This is a genomic window from Oceanihabitans sediminis, assembly GCF_003337215.1.
Taxonomy (GTDB): Bacteria; Bacteroidota; Bacteroidia; order Flavobacteriales; family Flavobacteriaceae; genus Oceanihabitans; species Oceanihabitans sediminis.
In genome coordinates this window covers 414,063-434,038 of the sequence record NZ_QPIG01000002.1, presented here as the reverse complement: position 1 = coordinate 434,038, position 19,976 = coordinate 414,063, and the positions used below count along the sequence as shown (strand labels likewise).

The following is a 19,976-nucleotide window of genomic DNA, read 5'->3' as shown; positions in this document are numbered from 1 at the left end:
AAATCACTCGAACTGACGGGATGAGATTCCTCTTTCGTCGGAATGACACGTATGCATCATAACTACTCAATACTTAAAATTTTATACTTAACACCTCCAAAAACAAAAGCATCTCCAACTTTTCTACCTAGCATGTTTTCTGCAAGTGTTGAGTTTGTTGCTATTTGCTTAAACTCACCAGAAAAATTGCCTTTAACAGCGTTTTTAGTAATGTGGTATTTAAAATTGGTGTTGTCTTCTTTTTGAATGGTTACTTTACTGTTTTCTCTTACCTCATTAGTTGCCTCTGTAAATAAGCCATACTGTTCGGTAGGTTCTTTAACCACATTTATTTTTGCTTTTTTAATGGCTCTTTTTTTTGTTTTTACATCACTAAACGTAGTACCTTCTGGTGTTTCTTTACCTTTTTGTTTATAAAAAGCCACAACATCTGCTTTTTTATGTAAGCCTTGTTTTATTTCTTCTTCATAACGCTCGTGGTTAAGGAGTAAAAGGCGTTTTAAAACCTCTTTACGAGCTTCTGGGTGCATGGTATAACGCACTCTATCATTTTCTGGTAAATACTCTACCTCATAAAAATCGTGACGTAATTTTATGTCCTGCCAACCATACGCTTCTAAAACGGCTTCATCCATTTCTTTGTGCAATTCTCTTAATTTAAAAATGAGTGTTACTGCTTCTTCATAAGATATATTACCTTCTTTTTTGACTTCTAAATGATTGTATAAATTCCAAGTTTCTTTACCGTATTTTTTTTGAAATTGCTTAAAACTTAATTGCTCTACTGATCCAACTAATTCTTTATTATGCAATTGATTATATGTCTTTGTTAAACCAAGATTAATTTTAATCATTAATTGTTTTCTATAATCAAGAAAATTGGCACCAAGTTTTTCTAATTTAATATCTACATTATTATCCTCATTTGGAAAAGGGTAAGTTTCAAAGCAGTCCTCACTTGTATATCTTAATCGTGTCTCTAACGAACTACCATATTTTCTTGCCCAAGACTCATGTAACGATGAATGAAGAATAGAAAATTTAGATAATCTATTTAGTAGAATTGTATTCGTACCTACATCATAGACGTAATTTTTCGGAAAAACTGAAAAACACAAATGTTTAGTTACTCTACAAACACAAATAGCAAATTCATATTTATTAATATTAGCATATAAATTAACAGCTCTGTCTCCATATCTCCACCAGTACTTTTGTCTAGCCTCTCTTTTTACTTTTTGTCTTTCCGGAAAAACTAATTCTGATATAATTTTGTAAGGATTTTTATAAGATTGAGCTTTATTTATTTCCCAATTATAGAAATTAATAATATATCGGGTAGGAATTTGATTTGGTTCGTTATTTATATCATTACCAATTAAATAAGGTAAAATCACTTCTTTATTTCTTATATCTTCATTAAGAAGTTCTCCGGCTTTTTTCTTATCAAGAATGAAACCTTTACCAAGAACTGTTGAGCCCACAAAACTTTTCCCTTTGTTGGCATTAATTAATTCTGGCATAAAATTGAATTCATTGTTATCTAACAAAGAAGAAATATAACCTACTTTTTCACCATTTAGAACTGGAGATATATCCCTTCCAAATTTACAAATTGATATTAATGACACTTCAAGATTCGCTACTCCTGGCCATTTAATAGATTTAATAGCGTGATTCAATTTACCTCCTTTAATAATAATTTGATCTAATCCACCTTCTCTCGTATCACCTTGAGAAATAGAATTAGTAGAAATTAACGACATAAATCCAGAGTCACGTATAATGGTAAAATTTCTTCTAAAGAAATATGCGACTAGATCACAGGTTCCACCAATCGGGTTAAAATAATTCCTAATAAAATTATAAATTTGATCCCCATAATTTGTAGAAATTCTTAAACCTCCCAAAAAAGGAGGATTCCCCAAAATGCAATCAAAGCCACCGTTTTGGAATATCTGTGGAAACTCTAAAAACCAGTGGAAAAAGCGTTTGTCTTGGCTTATTGCTGTTGCTGTACCACGATCTAAAATTTGGGTTTCCGTTTTAAGGTAACTCATGTATTGGCTATGGGTGGTTAGTTTCTCTTTGTTTTCTGCAGTTTTTGGTATAAAAAACTGGGCTACTTGTAAATCTGCCAATTGTTTTAAGCGCCACCACTTTTTACCTTGGGTTAACTCTTGGTATAACTTGTCCTTTTTAGCAATTTGCTCTGGGGTGTTTTCTGGTAGTTGTGAGAAATTAGCAAATTCTTTTTGTAAGCCCTTTAAATCTTCATCTACTTTAGCAATTTCATAGGTGCTTAATTGGCCTTTCGTTTTTACTTCTAAATCGTTACGCTTTTTAAATGATGAGGCTATGTCTTTGTCATCACCGGGTAAGGTTTTAAAGGCTTCGCTAGCAATGCCTTTTTCCAATTCTTCAAAATGTGCCAACCCCACAATAGCATTCCCACATTTAATATGGTGGTCTAAAAAGTTCATAGGTTGCCCAGGGTCGTGTGCTTCCAGCCATAAGGCTACTTTACAAAGCTCTACTGCCAATGGGTTTAAATCGACCCCATAAATACAATTACGGATCACGTCTCTAGTGGCTTTTCGCATTTCGGTTGGGGCAGGTTGGTCTTCTTTACTGCGATATTTTGCTAACTCAAAGCCAATGCGTCTTGCTGCCGATAATAAAATATGTCCACTACCGCAAGCTACATCGCACACTGTTAAAGATAATAATCCAGCTTCTGGATCTTGTTCTTTTAATTTATCGGCAATTAAATAATCTAATGAATGTGTGATTAAAGGTTTTACTAATTCTTCAGGGGTGTAATGCGACCCACTAGAAGAGCGATCGTCCCCTTTAACAAAACTAAAAATAGGTTGGTCTACATGGTTTGTTAATACAGGTTTGTACTCTAGCAAGCCTTCATATACCGAGCCGAATTCTTCAACATCTAAATCGGCATAATTAACTCGAACACGTTGTCCTTTTTCATTTTCAAAGGTTACTAAATAGCGTAGTACTTTTAGTAAACATTCATTATCCAATAATTGATCGTTAAGAATCCCCAAAGAACTAGGAGAAAACAAACCTGAACCCAATGGATCTATCCCTAATTCTTTACCGTATTGCCCATCTTCAAATAAAGCAAACGTTGTTAATAAGGATTGCCATAAATCGGTTTTTCTAGGATCTACATATACCAGTTTTTCGGCTAATTTGGTTAAGCGTTGTAAACTGTAGAAGTCGTAATAAATACGCTTTTTCTTGTTGAGTTCTTCATCACGCTTTTCTGGGTAAATGAGTTTACGTTCCTCAATAACCAATAAAAACAAGATGCGATATACCAAGCGTAAAGTATAGAGGTAATAGTTTTTAGCAGAAATTTTATCTTCTATAACACGTTGGCGTAAGTCTTCATTAGTTGGGTGTTGCAACAAGCCATTTGCCAGCTCTTTAATAGAACTTTCAACTGCTAAACTTAAGCGTTCCCTGATACGAGAACCGGATGAAATGGCTTCTAGATGATAAAATTCAAAAATGCTGTCTGGACCAAGATCTATTTTTTCCGGCATTCTGGTAGCATGCAATGCTCTAAAAAGCAAGGCGAACTCTACATACAAACCTTCTTCCATGATTTGTTGTAAATCGAACTCCAAATAGCTCAATCTACTTAAGCGTGTGGCATCGCGAAGTACTCTTAAAAAACGACCATTGGTAACCAAACCATATAAGTGCTCGTTGTTGTTTAAATACTCTTGTACCAGCGCATGAGGTGATAAGCGCGTAGTACCAGTATCGGGACGCTTATCTAACGATTGGTTGACCCCAACAATATGAATAGGAAAGCCGTCTCGATTGGTTGAGCGATGACTAATGGCATAGGATTTACCATTAATGATTTCTGCATTGGCAGTGGTCATTTCATACCCTAAAACCGTTAGTAATGGTAGCATCCAGAAACGTCTGGTTTCTGTAGTTCCGGTGTCTGTTTCGTTTAAATTTTCTCTTTTCTGTTTAAAAGCGTTCCAGTTAGAGGATGCAATAGACCAAGCAAGATTAATTTCATCACGAATGGATGCACTTGGGTTTAAATTAAAATCTATTGCCTTTTGAAAACGAATGTCTTCCGTTCTTATTTTTTCAAGGATTTCACTTGAAATGATATTACCTTGTATTGAAATTGCACTGTAATTCATAGTTACAAGGATTTAGGTTTAGGCATTAATATATAAACACCCATCACATCTGGTGGTAGTACAGGTGTTGCTTTTTCGAAACGACGACCACCAACTAATTCTTTAAATCTTCCATGCGCTTCTACTAATTTTTCAGCACGATCATTAGCCAAATCAATAAATTGAGGTTTCATGGTTTCAAAGTGTTTCAGTTCAGCTTCAAGATCTTCTTGCTGACGTTCTTTAGAAAGGTTGGATAAACTTTTTGCTGTAGTCATTAAATTTTTCGCAGTGGTGTAATCTAATACTTCTAAATTTCCTGAAACCGATTGATAACCCCAGAGATACATTTCTTCGGCAATAGCTTCTTTTTTTGAAGCCACTTCCTTTATAACATTTCTAACTCTGAACATCACTAACGTAGTCTTGGTATTTACGGCATCGGTTTGTATTTCGCTTACACGTGCTAATCGACCGTATTCTGGATGCGGTTCAAAAGCAATAGCCAATAGAAACTGACATAATTGCTCCACAAATTGATGATTACGACCAATATATCGATAGCCTTTAGGTGTAGGTGAAACAAAACTAATTTTGGACACCTTATCCGAATTAAAAAAACGTTTAATGTGTGGTGGTAAATTTTGAGCCTGTAAATTATAACCATTAATACCATCCCATTCGCAATTACCACCTAATTGCTGCACTGCACTCCTCACAAATTGTGCAACGGTTTGATCATCACCAATAGCCTCGTCAACCTCATCTAAATCTTTCTTAATGGTTTCTGGGTCAATACTTTCATGCGCAAAAATGCTTCTTAAGTTATCACCTTTTTTACGCGCTAAATCCAACTCGTTGCTTACCGTTTCTTCAGCAAATAACTTTTGCTGTTTACCTTCAGCTTTTTCTTCATCAAATAATAAATGTTTAGCCGCTTCAGCCATAACCGATTTACTGTTTTCACCAATAGCAATAGAAACACCTGTAGACTTTTGTATTTCGACAACCTTTTTTATTAAAACTTCTAATACAAAGGTATCCATATCATTATCCTCGCCATATAGAATATAGTTTTTAATGTTTGGTGCTGATTGACCAAAACGATCAACACGACCAATACGTTGTTCCAATCGGTTTGGGTTCCAAGGTAAATCGTAATGTAAAACCGCTGTAAAATGTTCTTGAAGATTTATTCCCTCACTTAAACAATCCGTTGCCACCAAAACTCTTTTTTCGGCTTTACCCATGATGTCGATACGTTCTTTACGTTGCTCATCAGCAAGTTCAGAAGTGATGGCTTCAATATGGATGTTTTTTGGTAATTCATTTTTTAATCTGTTGGCAACATAATTGGCTGTTGCTATGTAATGACAGAATACAATAGGGTCTAAACCTTCTTTGATTAATTGCTTGACATATTTAATAGTGGTTTCAATTTTTCTATCTAACTGGTCTTGTTGAAGTAAAACAGCTTCTTTCTGCAAACTTTCTAAATCATTTAACTCTTCATTTTCAAAGTCAATACTTTCTATTAAATCTTGTCTTGGAATATCAGATATATGTTCTAAATCTTCAAACAAGGTGTCTTCTAATGAAGGTGCTTCTATAGTTTCTTCACCAGTAATTAATTTTTCTTTTCTTCTTTCCAGCATTTCTACAGCCATAATAGGACTTGACATGGCACCTTTAATTAAGGCTATTGCTGCCCAAGAACGTAATAATTGCGTTTGCTTGTTATCGGTCTCTTTTGAAGAAATACCTCTGGCAAAACGAATTAAATTATGATAAAATAACTGATACTCTGGGGACAATGCGTATCCAATTTCTAAAGAATCCCGCTCTGGAAACTCTGTTTTTTCTTTAAGCCATCTCTTAATGTTTTCGCGCTTGCGCTGTACAAAATGCCTTGCTAACTTTCTTCTATCGTTTTGATCAATTGTTTCGAATTTTAAATTACCAAATTTAGGTTTTAACAGTCCTAAAAGGGATGTAAACTCTCCATCTTTACCACTATGTGGTGTAGCCGTTAATAGTACGATATTTCTATTTTTATCTTCAGCAAGATCATGAAGTAAGGCATAACGTTGTTGTTGTGATTTTGATTTTGCACCTTCTGGTAATGCGCATGTATGCGCTTCATCTACAATTATTAATTCTGGACAATCATTAATAAAAATACCTCGTCGTCTATCTGATTTAACGTAATCAATAGAGATTACTTGAAAAGCGACATGGTGGAATACACTTTGATCATCGGGAATTTTACGATCTAATTTAGCAGCCGTACTGGAACGAATAATTTCTGCATCGATGTCTAATTTATCTTTTAATTCAGCTTGCCATTGCTCGCACAAATGAGGTGGACAAATAACAGCAAACTTTTTAACTTCGCCACGTTCCATGAGTTCTTTTAGAATGATAAGGGCTTCTACTGTTTTACCAATTCCTACATCATCGGCAATCATTAACCTAACAATATCTTGTTTTAAAGCCATGACTAATGGCACTAATTGATATGCTCGTGGTCGGAATGATAATTTCCCCATGCAGCGAAATGGCCCAGCAGCATTTCTGAATGATAATCTAGACGCATCAAATAATATGCGAGCCGTTTCAAAAGCTCCTATTTCTGTTGCTTCAGGTTCTGGAAAATGAGCAGAGGTAATTTTTTCATTTAAAATTGTAAGTGGTAAATAAACGGCAGTTTCTTCCTCTTCAGAACCACCAAGTGGTTTTATACGTAATATATCTTTGTCATCTGATGGTAAAACCATCCAATCTCTTTTTCGATAATGGATAAGTGTTCCTGGTTGATGTTGTGTGTTAGTCATACTTAATTCACTTTTCTAAAAATATCTTTTCTTCTCGCTACTAAATCCTCGATGGTTTCTTTGTAGTGCCATTCAATGACATCATAACCGGCATCTCTTAATAGCTTTCGTTTATGTAAATCATCTTTATTGACATTTTCGTTATCGTGTACAGATCCGTCACAAAACAATAAAACAGGACCATTAGATGTGTTATACACAAAATCTGGACTGATATAAAATTCATCCATGTACACCTGTGCTTTATCAGGCAAAGCCAATTTGTTTTTATACAAGTATTTTATAAGAGGTAATTCCGTAGCACTATTTTTATCGTAGGCATCTAATAAATAACGGTATTGCTCTTGTCGATCATTACCTTGTTGCACGAGAGATAAATCGCAATCTATTAATTGCTCTAAAACTTCTTTAATACTATATCTGTTTAAAATTTCATGATGACGTTGATTGTAATAAGACAATAAGTCTTCATAAGATGCCCTAGGTAATTTTTCTCCAACTTCCGTTTCTTCTCGTGTTTCAGGGTCAAAGTGGATATTTCGATAACTTTCTACAAATAATTGATTTAGTTTTTCAGGTTCTTGAATGAGTTGGGATAATATACCTAAACTCCCTTCTGCAGCTTCATAAATTAAAATGTTTGGATTATCTGCATTACCTAATACATTGACACCAATTTCACTTTCTTCCACTTGAAATAAGCTTTCGATACCTCGTTTAAGTGCATAACTTAAAGAAATGATTTGATCAGGGTTTAATTCTAAATTTGCCAATGGCTGGATATACAAAGTATCAGCTGTATCTCGAACAAAAATCATTACATCTTTTTTGTTGTCAGCCACCTCTTGATTGTTATCTATATCTTTTTGAGTCAGCCATTTACCATTTCTTTTATCAATAGCAAAACCATCAGTATCTGATGCCGATCTACGAGAGCGTCGGTTTAATTTGATTAATTCTGTAGATTGGTCAAAAATTAAGTTTAACAATTTTTCACCACCTCTTTGAACCACCAGGTTTTTGGTATGTTCAATGCCTTTTGCGTATCTAAAATATTCTTCCACAACATAACCAATAGATGATCTATCTTCTTCAATACATGAAATTCGTTCTTGAGGTACACCTTCACATTCTGACAACTCTATTAAAGTACTCCTATATTCATGATTGTCACCCTTTAATTCAGCTAGTGTAATAGGGTCGTTATTTGCTAATTCAGCTTCATCATCTAAAAAAGCATAACCCGTTGCCTTTGATATTTTTATTTTGCGTTGGTGTGTATCAGAATCCATTAACATCATTCGATTCATTCGGTACTTACTTCCATTATGGTATAGCGTGTTGTGTGGACCAAATTCTTTAAGAGCGATGCCTCTAGGTCTAGAAAGGTATTCGCCTTGATCTGTATGTTTATAACCTATAAATGTTCTTACCGGTAAGCGTGTAAAATTATATCCTGGTAAAAATCCTTCCGATGCTAAATATCTGAAAACGTAAAATTCAGATTGATCTTTATAGCCTTTTGTCGTATCATTTTTGAGAAGTTCTATTTGCTTCAAGCCGATAGCCTGTTGTTTTTTTGCTTCTTTCTTTTGATCACTATCAGACCTGATAACAGGATCTTTCAACACTATATGAGATTTTAAAATCATAGATGTAGCAGCACTAAATAAATTACGCCATCTATTGAAAGCTTCATCAAACCGTTGCGTAAATGAATTTAGTTTATTTTCCAACCAATTGTCAGAATACCACCAGGTCTCTTTGAGTTCTGGCTCTATACTAGTGAGAACTTTTCTGTATGTTGGTAGCCATTTATCTTTATGGTTTAATATGCCATTATCAATAGCATCTAAAATATTTTGTCTAACAGATAATTTTTTTTCATCAGTTAAGTCCAATAAATCTGCAACTGAAGAATTTAAATCTGCCAGAGCTAATTCCATTAAGACATAAGCATTAAAATGTGTAGTAAGTAATTCATCATTTATTAAATCAATCCTAGGTGGTACTACATTTCCTGCTACCATGGTATCAGAAGCTTTAAAATAATTTTGGTCATGAGCTGACCAAGCAGAACAATAGGTAAACACCACAGCTGTTTGACCACTTCTTCCTGCACGACCACTTCGTTGTGCATAATTTGCTGGATTGGGTGGCACATTACGCATGTGTACAATATTTAAATTGGATATATCTATACCTAACTCCATAGTGGGTGAACAATACATGGATGATATTTCACCTTTTCGAAATGCTTCTTCACGTTCTATTCTCAACTCACTGTTAACTTGTCCTGTATGTTCTCTTGCTTGAATTTCTTTTTGATATTTTGAAAAATCCGTTTTGTATAAATTCTGGAAGTATAAGTTTGGTTTAATTACCAAATTACGATAGGTGTTTATTCTGGTTGCATCAATCGGAACTGTTTTAAAATCTCCAGGCATCCATATTAGGTTATCAGCTCTTAAAAGATACCCGTTAATTGTGCCGTTTGACCCTCTTAAATTCTCTCTTTTAGATAAAAAGTTAGTATCTGTAAGTAAATTGCATAAACTTTCTATGAAACCTCTGTAATCATCTTGACCTAAAGGGTCAAAATTATTTTCCAACATCATTCGTTTTATATATTTCCCCAAGCCAGAACGTAAACCTATTGTAGCAAAATAAATTCCTCTCTGTGTGCTTCTACCAGGTCTTACAGAAACCATATATGTAGGTGTTTCTATAGATTCTTTATGATCTAAAGACCATAATTTTTTATCATCCAATTTATTTTTTAAAAAACTCTCTGTTTCAGATCGATCATCAACAAGATATCTATGGTTTATGGCGTAATTGGTTCTGAAAAAATTAAAAAATTGAATAAGAATTTCCTCTCTTATTTCTGGGGATAGTTCATTAAAAAATGGAATGTGTGCAAATTTTTGATCCATTGCACACAATCGACTCAATTCATTATATTTTACATTTAATAATGCTGTTTGTTCAAGGTTCGGTAAGGTATAACGCCAACCTCTTTTAAGGTCTTGAAAAATTCTAATTAATAAATACGTTTTTATAGCTCTTTCATTGTCTGGATCTGGAAAGTCTGGATCGGAAGAAGGATCTTTAGCAAATGCTTCTTCCTTTAATTTCAATTCTTTAAAAACACGTTCTGCTATATCATGAACTTTTAACCCTTGAGGGTTATTTTTAAGCGCATGGTATAAACCGGAACGAAGCCTAATTGAAGAAAGAAAATCGTTAAAGTGACCCGATTGTAATGAAGCATCTTGTCTGTTATCAGTAAAACTTAATAGTTTCTGATCTTTTAATTCTTCATTTTGATTATACAAAGAATCTATAACAGCATAAGACATTATGGTTGTAGCTGTACTTCTCCCTTCGTTACCTAACTTCATTAATTTTGTACCTTCATTGGTCTTTGAGTCTTCATATATAATACCAGCAGTGGGATCAATACGTAGTTTCACTGGAATATAATACCCCTTAAGAGGATATATAGGTTCAGATGAATAAGCACCACTAGAGTTGAAATAAACTAACTGTGGCATTTGCCAATTATAATAAGGTTTGAATTGGGTTTCGCTTGGGTTTAGCCAATTAGAAGGAGCAATTTCAATTGGATCCTCATTCCAAAAAGATTCACCTTCATCAAGAACCAGATAACCTGAACTAAAATTTCTTTCTACTAGGTTTTCTCTTGTCCCTTCTTTTAATGTTAGTGTTCTAACTGGTTCATCTGGATTTCTAGGTAACAATAATTGTTTGTCTACGTCTTTTTCAACACAAATAAAATCTACACCTGAATACCTACTAAATAAAATGGGGTACAGAAATTTTTCATCATCTCCATCCTTTAAATATCTACCAGATTTTATAGTTATACCTCTTGTGTTTCTTGATTCTAATGTAACCGAAACTGTACTTGTTTGAGAAATAAATTGATGAAATCGGAATGGTAAAAAACTTTTACCTGTTTTATTAACTCTATTTATTTCATTTAAACGCTCTGTCCATTTTAATAAATCTACAAGTACATTCTCAATTAATTGACTCTCAACTTCAGTCACTTTATTTAATAATGACGCAATAGCTTTTATCGTTTTTGGTTGACCTCTTTCAAGTACTTCTTGGTTTTCTTTTAAAGCAACATTTAATTCTAACCAATTCGTTAATGGATGATTAATAAAAACCTCTTCGTTATCTTGATTATTAATTCCTTTTAGTATAGCGTTTCTTAAGTCTACTGCATTAAACTCTTTACCATTAGTACAGGTTTGTAGATATTCGCCTATTATTTGACTGGTGTTGTAGTTGGTACCAAATATTTTGGTTGCTACATTTGCTACGGCTTCTTTTTTTTCAATAGGACTACCTCCGGAAGACATTGTTGCCGAAGTACCAATACATATAATGTTTGAAGTGCATAAGCTTTTTATACGTCTTATGAGCATACTAACATCAGATCCTTGTCTCCCTCTATAGGTGTGTAATTCATCAAAAACCAAAAATTGTAGATTATCTTTTAAGGAATCACGTAACCAAGATTCTGATTGACGTGTCATAATCAACTCTAGCATCATATAATTTGTTAATATGATATCTGGTTGATCATTTTTTATTTTATCTCTTGTTTCAGCATTTTCTTGCCCTGTATATTTTGCAAAGGTTATAGGGAATTCATTTCCAAAGTTTTCAGCATATTTTTCAATTTCTCCTTGTTGCGAATTAATTAATGCATTCATAGGGTATACAAGAATTGCTTTTACGCCTTTCTTTTTATCTCCCTCTTGATTGAAAATAGAGTTAAATATTGTCGCTAAATAAGTTAATGACTTTCCTGATCCTGTTCCAGATGTTACCACAAATCCTTTATTTTGAATCCCAATTTGAATAGCTTCGGTTTGATGGCTATACAAATTAAAATCCCCAAAAGTTTTTATTAGATGTTTATTAATTAATCTCTGATTGTAAAGATCTTGCAAGGAATCACCTTTCTTGAAAGAAGGGTTAAACTGTATTAAAGGATCAGGTATAAAACCATCACCTTCAAATGCCTTGCCAACTTCTTCTTTAATTCTATCATCTGCAATGTTTAAAAATGAATTTAAATAATCTCTATAATTTGATATGACTTGATCGTGTGTTTTAAATGCGTCCATTAATATTGACTATGTTTTATATTCTATTACCAAGTTAATTGGATGAAATTCTTCAACTATTGTTCTTATATTTTATGCTAAATTTTTAATAGTATCAATGCAAAAAAATATTACAATTAAATTTAGTTCGATTTGAGCTATTTTAATTGTAATTAGGGAGACTTAAAGATATAAAAAGCACTTAAAATAATACAGAAAAACTTACAATTAAATGCTAATATATACTAATTCTAAAAAGGAGGTAGGCAGTCAAAACCATTGGATTGTTCTGAACATCTAAAAATATCGGTTATTTCACCTTGGGTAAATTGGACATAGATGGCGTATTTATTGGCAGAATTATTTCCTGTTAACACAAAAACGGGTTCGCTACACAAACAGCCTGTACAAATATTTGTTGAAAGATTAAGATATGTATCTCCTTTTTTATGAAATTCTTTAAAGATTTGCATTTGTTTATAGATAAACGCTGTTTTTTTCATGTCCTCGTAATAGGCTTCGTTATCTAACAAATCGTTTAGCTTGTGGTAATCCATATTTTGGAAGGCATCAAGGACTTGTATAAGTTGTGATTTAACTTTTTCTGAAGTTTCAATATTTTGAACTAACTCTTGTGGTTGCATGGTGTTTGTAATTTATTAGCATTACAATTTAGTATTTAATTCTAATTGTTTTGCTCTATTTTCTATTAATGTCATTAGAGTACTTTTATTTTCTTTACTTAAAAAGCTACAGGCGATTAATTCTTGCCATTGCTGCATGCCTTTTTCTATACGATTCCATAGGTTTTCAATAGCTTTTGCAGGTATTTGTGCTTTGGTCATGGCTTCGTTAAAATCTAGACGTTTAATTTTTCGCTTTTTACCGTTGAGGTTTAGTGCTAATTCTTCTTGATCTTCCGGAATTAATAATTTAACCGCTACCATATCATAGGCTGGTGCCAATGTATAGTGTTTACTGTCTTGTGCAATTAGTGAAAAGTTTTTTAAATGCATGTCGTTATTTCCAATCAGGAAAGAAACAATAACTTGCTCATAAAATTTTACGGCATCCAGTAATGGATTTTGTGCATAGGTTATAACGCCTTTTGCAATTTGCTCGTAAGAACCACGATATTTGTGTTCAGTGAGTCGCTCTGTGAATTGGCAAGCATCTTCCATTGGGTATTTTTCGTTATTGGCAGTTCGATCTATACGCTTGGTTAAATAAGCTAAAGCACCATCTTTTAATGGGATTAATAAAAAGGGTACTGTAGCTATGCCACAAGCTTGTGCTAATAACATAGATAGTGCCTCAATTTCTGGCATTTGTGGGTACATTTGAAATGGTGGTTTTAAAATATACCTGCCATTTAATGCACCTACAATGGTTAACCTGTTTTGAGCATTTTCTTGAGTGAAACCTAATGATAATTTTGGTTGTACACCAGTAACAATGATGCGTTGTGCTACGTTTTCTTTTGCCAAGGCTTCGATTTGAGACATCTCATATTCTAATTTTAGTACAGGCGTGTCTTCTTGCCAAAATGCTGTTAGGCAGTTTTGATGGTAGTTTATGTTACCATCTTCTAGTTTTTTGTGACATGCTAAACAGTAGTTCATACTTTCTCTATAATGCTAATATTGCCAATACAATCTCTACATGTGGTTAATAATAAGCCCATGCGGTCTCTTGGATTTATTTTCCAATTTTTATGTGCGATATCTAATAACCAACCTTCCGGAATTAAACCATCGAAGAAAGGGAATAGGTATTCGGCACTAAACGATTCTTCTTGTAATGGTAAGGTTAAACTCACTGCTAATGCGCTTTCATTTTCTAGGTATGCTTTGTCATACTTGAAATGATAGCCATTATCGTCCTCGGTTAATATGCCTGCCAACGTTTTATTTACCCAGATTTCTCCTTGTCTCATCGCTTATAGGTGTTGGTGTTAGTGTGTGTCCAAAAAATAATAATACCTGATTTACTTTATCGGTCATTACATTTGGTTTTCCCTGTTCGAGTTCGCGTACAAAACGCAAGCCTACACCTGTAAAGTCTGATAACTCTACTTGTGTTAGATTTGCTTTTTTACGTCTATCCCTTACAAATTGGGCTATTGTATTTTCTCTATCCCATTCCATGGTATTATACCTTTATGGGTACAATATAGTGATTTATTTTATAATTATACCTTAAAGGGTGTAAATATTTTAACACTGCTGTTTTTGTACCTTTTAGGGTGTAAAAATGCTATTTTTAATTTGTGATTTGAATTGAGTTAATTACTAATTCGTTCATAAATTTTGCATGTTCATTGTCAATGAACAACAAAGAATAATAAACACCAACATCAATAATTTTTTTAAAATACTGTGCTATTACCTTCGTTTGTCTTTTGAGTTATTATTAAAGGCTATTAGATTGAAAGATTCTCTTAATCTGCTTCTAACTCGATTGCCATAATGATGTTCTAGTTCTGATGCAGATAGGTTAGTGGTGAGATGTGTTTTAACTTTTTTGCTAATAAATAAATCATAGCGACTTAATAGAATTTCGCCCATCACATTACATTCGTTGCCAAAGTATTTTAAATTGTTTTCTGTACCAAGATCATCAAAGCAGATGATGCCTACTTTAGATTGATGCAAACTTGGTTTGCTATATCTGATTATGACGTCGTAACCCTCTTTAATGAACTCGAAACCCACTTCTCTACAGGATTTTACATAGTATTTGTTTTGAGGGGTTGCTAAATGTTTCATTAGTGTCATTAACGTTGTTTTACCACAACCAATAGGGCCAGAAAGCAAAATCCCTTTTTCTAAATTAATATCGAGTTGCTTTGTTACTTCTTCATCACCTGTGCTGTACGCCATGAGTTTGTGAATGATGGTTTTGTCTTCATCATAAATTTTGAAGTGGTTGCCAAATAGTTCTTGTCCTTTAGATTCTAGCCATTTGGTTGCTTTTTGGTAGTTGTACATATTACGTTTTTTATAATGAGATTACTCATGCATTCTTATTTAAACATTTTGGTATTCGTGAATGCTTTGCATTTGCTTTGTGTCTCGCAATAACAGTTAGAGAGGTTCTGAATAATTTTTATTGGTTGCTGTGTTGAGGTTTTTTGGGCGAATTGTCGGTGTTATGTCGGTGTTGTGGTGGTGTTGTGCATTGAAATTTTTACTATTAATCATCCAATTTTGTGCCGCCGCTTTCCAATTAGCCATAGGTGTTTTGCCACCTACTAACCAACCATTACTGGAGAAGTAATTAAAAAACTTTTTAGCTTCTAATTCTGGAAAGTTTTGTTCCAGGAAGTAATTGATTAGGTCTTTTTCATTTGGCGTTACCATACTTTTATTTTTTTTGCGCAACTTTTTTTGTTTTGTATTAGCAGCTTCTTTTTTTAAATCTAAAGTTTCATTTTTAGAATTTAGAGATTGCTTGTTCACGTTTGAATTGTTTAACTTATTTGTATTGTTTATACTGTTTATATAAGATGCCTCTGCTTGTTCAGGACTTGTACCAGTGCTAGTATAAGACTTGTCTGTTGCTTGTTTAATAACCTTGCTGTTTTTTGGTTTTGGTTTTAGGTTTCCTGAAAAATTATAGAGATGAACCAAACTTCCTTTATAGGGATTATATGATGGTTCGTATTTTATATATCCTAATGCGTGTAAATTTTTTAAGCATTTATGGTAAGTCGCTTTGGAACTTATTTTACTTATTCGCATTACTTCGTCACGCGAAATGCTAATAGGATTTCTGAAACGGTTGCAGTTCCAGAATTGAAACAGTGCGATGTATAAACTGATATGTGTTGGGTTTAAAGTATGGTCGTTAATAACTTTATCAAAAAAGCCTGTTAAGTGTTTGATGTAGTTCATGATTAAAAATTCAAGTTTTTTGATGATTAATTTTCTAGCATGTTTTGGATGTCTTCATACTTATAGTAAATGATGCCACCAACACGCTTGAAATTGAGTGTTCCGTTAATTCGAAGATTTTGAAGCGTCCCTGGAGAGATGCGTAATAGTTTTCTAACTTCTGATGATTTTAACCATTGCGCTGGCTTGTCTTCTTTTTTGACATTTTTTAATTCTTTAAGTAATGCATTAACCACATTTAATAGATATCTTTTAGTAACTAGTTGATGATTTAGGAGTTCTAAATTTTCGGTTTCAGGGAACAATGTTTTTGGATTTAAATTCATAATAAAGTGTTTTGTTTTGTTATGATACAAAGCAACTTCATTTCGTAATTTTTCATTAACAAGGTGAACCCAAGGTGGGTGCTATTTTAACTGAAAAATATTTAATATGCTGATTTTTAATTATATGACTAGCGACCTCTTATAGGTTTGTTTAGATGAGAAGTTGAAAGCTGTTTAAATTATTGCCTTAATAATGGAAACCATAGTAGGGAAGACCTTGTGTGTTTTAGTAGTCTTCTTCCATCAATTTTTGGTTGAGGCTTTCCACCAAACTATTTAAGAATTTTGTTCGAACCGTTTTTCTGATCTTGATATCTTGATATACTCGGTAAATGCTATCTTCTAATTCAATATTAAAGATTTTACCAATATGAGTCGCTAATTCTTTAACATCGGTATTACCATTATTAATCAGCTTCGCATGTTTTAAAGCATAGATGAGTTCTACCAAATCTATTTTGGTACCAGACCAGGAATAATTTACAGGTTGGCCAAAATTATTGGTGCCATTTTTATTATCGATTTCATCAATTTTGCGTTCCAAGTAATTAATCAGCATATCAGCACTAATCAAGCTGGCTACCTGATAATCATGGGAAGTAGATATTTTAGAGTCAAAAAACAAAAGCATGGAGTGATCACGAATGATATCCTTATAGGGTCTTCTTATAAAATAATTGGTGTCGCTGTAAGTTGCTCTACATCTAAAGTATTCATAGAATTCGCGATTTTCTTTTCCTAATTGAGTCGCTTTATTTAACGCCTTGATGTAATGTTTGCGTTTTCCTTTTTTGCCTGGAGGCAATGTAGATTCAATTTTTAAAATGTATTTGTAGTATAAGATTTTAGAAACTAATGATGGTTTTAATTCTTTAAAGAAATAGATTTCATCTTTTTCATTATCAAAGCAAAATGTTTTCACCCATTTATTGATTTGCTTTAACTTTTTTTCTAAAAAGAAAATCATTTTTTGACTATGCTCAATACTATTGCAATAGGTGCTTTTGAGTAATTCAAAGTCACGCTCCAATTCCTGAAAGAATGGTATGCAAAAGGTATTCATAGATTAAAAAATGGTTTATTTCGAGTGCTATCAAAATAAACCATTTTCTGTTAAAATTATTGAATTGAACACTTAAAAAGTTTTCAACAACATCAAAATTAACCAATTTGTTTGGCTTTTGTAATGGTATGTGTATTACCCAGTTTTTCCTTTAAAAGTCTCATATCGTCGCTTACTTTTCTATCTAAAACTTTGGCGTAATGCTGTGTGGTTCTTAAATTTTTATGACCAAGCATTTTACTAACGCTTTCGATAGGTACGCCATTTGAAAGGGTGACTGTAGTCGCAAATGTATGACGCGCAATATGGAATGTGAGTTCCTTGTTTATTTCGCAAATTCCTGCTATTTCCTTTAAATAGGCATTCATTTTTTGATTGCTTAATATGGGTAGTAAACGATTTTCATTTAAGCATTGTGGATGCTCTAAATATTTATCGATAATTAATTGTGTTACCGGAAGGATCGGAATTTTAGAAGCAGATTCCGTTTTTTGACGGTGTGTAAATATCCATTTCTCACCATCAATACCTAAACTGATGTGAGATTTGGTTAGGTTCTTTACATCGATATAAGCCAGACCAGTAAAGCAGCTAAATAAGAATATATCTCGAACTAGTGATAAGCGCTCTGTTGGGAATTCTTTGTTTAGTATTTTCTGGATTTCATCTTCTGTTAGATATACACGTTCTACTTCTCTAACTTTCGCCTTGTAGTTGCTAAATGGGTTTTTATCTATCCAATTATTGGCTAGACAAATCTTGATTATTTTGCCGAAATTCTTGATGTATTTTACAGCTGTATTATTACTACAGTTTCTTACGCTTCTTAAATAGAATTCATATTCCGTGATAAAGGCATGGTTTATTTTTAGAATGTCGATATCTGAAATTTTATACTTCCATTCTAAAAAATCAATGGTATGTTTTAATGATGTTTTGTAGCGTTCCAGTGTTCCTGGTGCGTATTCTTTACCTACCAGTTCTTCAATCTTTTTGTTGTGATCTTCGAATATAGGTATGAGCATACGTTGCTTTTCATCAAGACCTAATAGTTTGCTTTTAAATGCTTTTGCTGTGATTGGAATATTTTGATGAATTAACTCCATCTGCATGTCAATAATCTTGACTTTTAGCATATCAAGCTGTCTATTTACTGAACGAGCTTCTTCTGATTGGCCTTTCATTTTGCCTGCAGAGGTGGACCATTTGGATGGATCTACAAATCTTCCGGTGCTCATTTCAATTCGTTTTCCGTTAACTGTAATGCGTGTGTAAATAGGGAATAAGCCATTCGCATTGACTTTTGCTCTTTTTGCATAAAAGAGGATAGAAACTTTTGTTTTCATTTTTGGTAACCTTTTTAATTAATAATAAACTTAATTTTTACCTCAATACGACACAAGATGTTTGATTTTTGAACCAGTTTTAGTACTGGTTAACTCTTGTAAACATTGAGGAAAGCTTAAAATTCGGTTACCCTAAAAATTGAAAAAGTTGAGGTAACCGAATTTACCACCTTTGTTACACGATTTAATGAATATTTTGGTATATGCTAAAAAGAAAAAACCCTTTAAAACGTACGTTTTAAAGGGTTTTGGTGGAATTTGTTTAATTCCTAGCGGAGAAAGAGGGATTCGAACCCCCGGAGGTGTGACCCTCAACAGTTTTCAAGACTGCCGCATTCGACCACTCTGCCATTTCTCCTTGAGTGCCTCATTGGGTATTTCCCAAATGCGAGTGCAAATATAGAAATCCTTTTTAATTCTAACCAACAAAAACAGAAAAAATTTTAATCTTTTTTTTAAAATTCTTCTATTAATTTTATTCTCAACTTGTTAAAAAAGTCATTACAAATAGTATTTTTGCCAAAACACTTAAAATATGAATATAATTGATCAGTTATCTTGGAGGTATGCAACAAAAAAATTCAATGATAAACTATTAATTGAAAACGAAAAATTACAAGTTTTGTTAGAAGCTTTTAATCTAACAGCAACTTCTTATGGCTTACAGCCTATAAAATTGTTAGTCGTGCAGGATAAAGAACTGCAAACTTCTTTGGTCGAGCATAGCATGAACCAACAACAGATTGCGCTTGCCTCTCATGTGTTAGTGATTTGTATTGAAACGGATATAGATAAAGAATTTATTATAAACTACTTTGAAAGAGTAAAACAAATAAGAAACACGCCAGATAAAATATTATCACCGTTTAGAAACTTTTTAATTGATAATTTCACTAGTAAATCACAAGATAATATAGAAGAATGGGCTATTAAACAAGCCTACCTTGCTATGGGGAATTTATTAACTGTTTGTGCTACATTAGGAATAGATTCTTGCCCTATGGAAGGATTTGTACCAGAAAAATATGATGAGGTTTTAGGATTATACAAAAAAGGCCTTAAATCGGTACTGTTATTACCTATAGGTTATAGAGCTGAAGACGATATGTTTGCCGATTTTAAGAAAGTAAGAAAAGAAGTTTTAGATTCTGTAATAATTCATAAACAATAACTTGGCAAGATTGTTGTTTTA

At 33.1% G+C, this 19,976-nt stretch carries 13 protein-coding genes and 1 tRNA gene; 1 reads left to right on the top strand and 13 read right to left on the bottom strand.

What is annotated here, in order from left to right; translation table 11 throughout:
* Window positions 1-62: 62 nt before the first annotated feature.
* The 13 genes from DU428_RS07735 to DU428_RS07675 form a co-directional block, all read right to left on the bottom strand.
* The gene (locus DU428_RS07735; RefSeq protein WP_113965972.1) at window positions 63-4,193 is read right to left on the bottom strand and encodes an Eco57I restriction-modification methylase domain-containing protein; all 4,131 of its coding nucleotides are present in this window, start codon (window positions 4,191-4,193) and stop codon (window positions 63-65) included.
* A gap of 2 nt (window positions 4,194-4,195) precedes the next feature.
* On the bottom strand, window positions 4,196-7,006 hold the full coding sequence (locus DU428_RS07730) for a helicase-related protein (protein WP_113965973.1): 2,811 nt from the start codon (window positions 7,004-7,006) through the stop codon (window positions 4,196-4,198).
* Window positions 7,007-7,008: 2 nt separating this feature from the next.
* Window positions 7,009-12,174, bottom strand: a complete 5,166-nt coding sequence (locus DU428_RS07725) for a DEAD/DEAH box helicase (protein WP_113965974.1) — start codon at window positions 12,172-12,174, stop codon at window positions 7,009-7,011.
* 230 nt (window positions 12,175-12,404) lie between these two features.
* Window positions 12,405-12,797 (bottom strand): hypothetical protein, encoded by a 393-nt coding sequence (locus DU428_RS07720; protein ID WP_113965975.1) that lies wholly within the window; start codon window positions 12,795-12,797, stop codon window positions 12,405-12,407.
* A 21-nt stretch (window positions 12,798-12,818) separates the two neighbouring features.
* Window positions 12,819-13,775 (bottom strand): HipA domain-containing protein, encoded by a 957-nt coding sequence (locus DU428_RS07715; protein WP_113965976.1) that lies wholly within the window; start codon window positions 13,773-13,775, stop codon window positions 12,819-12,821.
* Window positions 13,772-14,089 (bottom strand): HipA N-terminal domain-containing protein, encoded by a 318-nt coding sequence (locus DU428_RS07710; protein WP_113965977.1) that lies wholly within the window; start codon window positions 14,087-14,089, stop codon window positions 13,772-13,774. Before DU428_RS07710 ends, DU428_RS07715 begins: the two co-directional genes overlap by 4 nt.
* Window positions 14,061-14,300, bottom strand: coding sequence for a helix-turn-helix transcriptional regulator (locus DU428_RS07705; RefSeq protein WP_102996206.1), 240 nt, complete (start codon window positions 14,298-14,300; stop codon window positions 14,061-14,063). The genes DU428_RS07710 and DU428_RS07705 overlap by 29 nt, the downstream gene beginning before the upstream one ends.
* A gap of 237 nt (window positions 14,301-14,537) precedes the next feature.
* The gene (locus DU428_RS07700) at window positions 14,538-15,143 is read right to left on the bottom strand and encodes an ATP-binding protein (protein ID WP_113965978.1); all 606 of its coding nucleotides are present in this window, start codon (window positions 15,141-15,143) and stop codon (window positions 14,538-14,540) included.
* A 96-nt stretch (window positions 15,144-15,239) separates the two neighbouring features.
* Window positions 15,240-16,049, bottom strand: a complete 810-nt coding sequence (locus DU428_RS07695; RefSeq protein WP_113965979.1) for a transcriptional regulator — start codon at window positions 16,047-16,049, stop codon at window positions 15,240-15,242.
* Between the two features lie 26 nt (window positions 16,050-16,075).
* A complete protein-coding gene (locus DU428_RS07690; protein WP_113965980.1) occupies window positions 16,076-16,375 on the bottom strand; it encodes a helix-turn-helix domain-containing protein in 300 nt (99 codons plus the stop codon).
* 226 nt (window positions 16,376-16,601) lie between these two features.
* Window positions 16,602-17,438: an RteC domain-containing protein gene (locus DU428_RS07685; RefSeq protein WP_113965981.1), complete on the bottom strand. Its 837-nt coding sequence runs from the start codon at window positions 17,436-17,438 to the stop codon at window positions 16,602-16,604.
* Window positions 17,439-17,536: 98 nt separating this feature from the next.
* Window positions 17,537-18,784 (bottom strand): site-specific integrase, encoded by a 1,248-nt coding sequence (locus DU428_RS07680; RefSeq protein ID WP_113965982.1) that lies wholly within the window; start codon window positions 18,782-18,784, stop codon window positions 17,537-17,539.
* Between the two features lie 273 nt (window positions 18,785-19,057).
* Window positions 19,058-19,142 (bottom strand) — tRNA-Ser (locus DU428_RS07675).
* A gap of 177 nt (window positions 19,143-19,319) precedes the next feature.
* On the opposite strand from DU428_RS07675, the gene DU428_RS07670 reads away from it, so the two are divergent.
* Window positions 19,320-19,955, top strand: coding sequence for an NAD(P)H-dependent oxidoreductase (locus tag DU428_RS07670; RefSeq protein ID WP_072351660.1), 636 nt, complete (start codon window positions 19,320-19,322; stop codon window positions 19,953-19,955).
* The last annotated feature ends 21 nt before the right edge of the window (window positions 19,956-19,976 follow it).